Source organism: Metabacillus lacus, assembly GCF_009674805.1.
GTDB classification, from domain to species: domain Bacteria; phylum Bacillota; class Bacilli; order Bacillales; family Bacillaceae; genus Metabacillus_C; species Metabacillus_C lacus.
Genome location: NZ_WKKI01000111.1, coordinates 1 through 999, shown reverse-complemented (window position 1 = coordinate 999; position 999 = coordinate 1). Strand labels below are relative to the sequence as shown.

At 32.9% G+C, this 999-nt stretch carries 2 protein-coding genes; both read right to left on the bottom strand.

Features of this window, described 5'->3' with window-relative positions; genetic code table 11:
- Nucleotides 1-108: 108 nt before the first annotated feature.
- Nucleotides 109-441, bottom strand: coding sequence for a hypothetical protein (locus GJU40_RS20465; protein ID WP_154309894.1), 333 nt, complete (start codon nt 439-441; stop codon nt 109-111).
- Nucleotides 442-457: 16 nt separating this feature from the next.
- Nucleotides 458-999, bottom strand: a 542-nt coding sequence (locus GJU40_RS20460) for a hypothetical protein (RefSeq protein WP_212029925.1), incomplete at its 5' end; no start/stop codon positions are given.

Genomic DNA, 999 nt, shown 5'->3' with positions numbered 1-999 from the left:
TCGATGAAAAAAGAGAAATTACAAAGAATAAAAAAGCTTGTGGAAGAAACATATAGTACCTTTCTCCACAAGCTGAGAGCCCCCAAAGTGGGCTCTTTTTCTTTTGATTCAATAATCTTTAAATAATTTATAAAGACTATCTTTAATAGAATCTAAAGATTCATTTGCTTTCATCCTCTCATCATAATCATCTTTCCATATAAAATAGTCAGATAAACCAACTCGAGGTTGATTTATATTTTTATATATTTCTGTTAATTGTAAATATAGTTGATTTAGGTCATTTTTTTCTTCAGGTTGGTTATAAATATATTCATCAATTAATTTTAAACCATTTTCTAATTGATTAATAATATAATTTACTTCGTTATCACTCTCTTTATTCAAAATTGTCATTAATTGTTTATATAGTTCTTTTGTCTGCAGTATATCTTTTTTCATATATACCCCTCTTTGGCTATTTTATTGGACTTGAAGATATAACTTCTACACCTCTTATTTTCCAAGGTTCAGGAACAAATATTTGATTTCCTCCCCCTAAATAAATACCTCCTTGATAACCTGCTGGACCTTCATAGATAAAGGTACCCTTAGGTATTTTAATTGCATATACTGTATCTAATGGTGAAGAACCTGTTAAAACACCAGTGTTAGGATCAATCCACTGAGCCTTAACTGCAGAATCAATACGGCCTTCAATTCTCGTGCCTGGCTCTCTGGTGAAATACTGACCTAGTGCATTTTTTCCACCACCGGCTTTTCCAGAACGATAAAGAACTGTATCATTTTCAAGTTTTATTACATTATACATTCCACTTCTAAATGTTCCAGCAGCACTAGGATTAATATCAATTAAAGGACCAGGATTTTCAACCATATTATAAGCATACTTACCTTTACCCGTACCCTTAGTACTCTTATCCCCCTCAACCACATCAAACTTTTGCTCACTAACCGGTTTTACACTCACATTCCTCTCCACTGACCCTTGCCCGCCAG